Source organism: Sphaerochaeta sp. S2 (assembly GCF_016406725.1).
In the GTDB taxonomy this organism is placed as follows: domain Bacteria; phylum Spirochaetota; class Spirochaetia; order Sphaerochaetales; family Sphaerochaetaceae; genus Sphaerochaeta.
Genome location: NZ_JAEKNT010000206.1, coordinates 1 through 1,294 on the forward strand (window position 1 = coordinate 1; position 1,294 = coordinate 1,294).

General features: G+C 39.9%; 1 protein-coding gene and 1 pseudogene. Both read right to left on the reverse strand.

Features of this window, described 5'->3' with window-relative positions:
* The coding region (locus JF818_RS05725) for a sugar ABC transporter permease (protein ID WP_198891009.1) at positions 1-1,036 on the reverse strand (1,036 nt) is incomplete at its 3' end.
* Positions 1,036-1,294 (reverse strand): annotated as a pseudogene (locus JF818_RS05730) (heme ABC transporter ATP-binding protein); the annotation flags it as partial. The pseudogene JF818_RS05730 and the gene JF818_RS05725, both read right to left, overlap by 1 nt.

The following is a 1,294-nucleotide window of genomic DNA, read 5'->3' on the forward strand; positions in this document are numbered from 1 at the left end:
TCATCAAAGCACCTACCATTGTGGCATGTACCGTTCCTACACCACCTGAAACTGCCGCTCCACCAATGAAAACAGATGCGATGGCATCTAATTCCCACCCAATACCATCTGATGGTCCTGCCGCTGTTGATCGGCCCACAAACATAATGCCAGCCATAGCAGCTAGTAGTGACATATTCATCATTGTCAGGAAATAAGTTCTCTGCACCTTTACACCTGAGAGTGCTGCTGAATTCTTATTACCGCCAACTGCATAAATATGACGACCGAAAGTTGTTCTTTGTGTAATCGTATGATAAATCAAGACTAATATAAGAAGAATCACTCCAGGAACGGGGAAAGACGTTCCCGGACGGCCAGTACCAAATATCCATGTAAGATAACCAATAACAACAGTTACCAATATTATTCGAACTGCTATAGGCCATAGTTCTTCTTTTTCTTCTGATTTTTTATATTTATGTATTTGAATAAATGCGAATGCTAGAATACCAATTAATCCAAGTAATAAAGTTGAATTATTCATGCCAGTAAATGTCGGTCCCCATTCAGGTAAATATCCTGAACCAAAAACTCTAAGTTCTCTCGGTGCTGGAACTGATATTGATTTGGAAATCCAAATAACACCACCACGGAAAATCATCATGCCACCTAGCGTTGTAATAAAACCAGGGATGTTGAGTTTGGCTACCCAGAACCCTTGCCATGCACCTATCAATGCTCCTATAAAAAGACTCAATAGGACACCCATCCACCATGCCAAACCTAGATCTCTTACGGCTAAAGCCATGATCATGCCTGAAAAGCCTGCCACTGAACCAACTGATAAATCAATTTGTCCAATGACAATAACCATCATCATACCAATGGCTAAAACCATTACATAGGCATTACCTGAAATTAGGTTTTGAAAGTTAGAGGATGTAATCATTTTTCCTCCAGATATGATGTTAAAGGCGATCGTCAGTGCTACTAAGGCGAGCACCATCGTATAGTCGTGTAATCGATCTCCAAATATCTTCTTTATGAAACTCATTATGATTTCTCCTTATTTATCAGCGCAGCTTCCATTATCAAACGACTGGTCATCATTTTCATCAACTCCTCTTGTGTTGCCTCTTTACTATTGATTTCACCTGTGATTTCTCCTTCAAAAATCGTATAAATTCTATCCGTTATACCGATGAGCTCAGGTAATTCAGAGGATACTACAATAACAGCCTTTCCTTGGTCTGCAAGGTCGTGAATTAACTTGTAAATTTCATATTTTGCACCCACGTCAATGCCTCTGGTC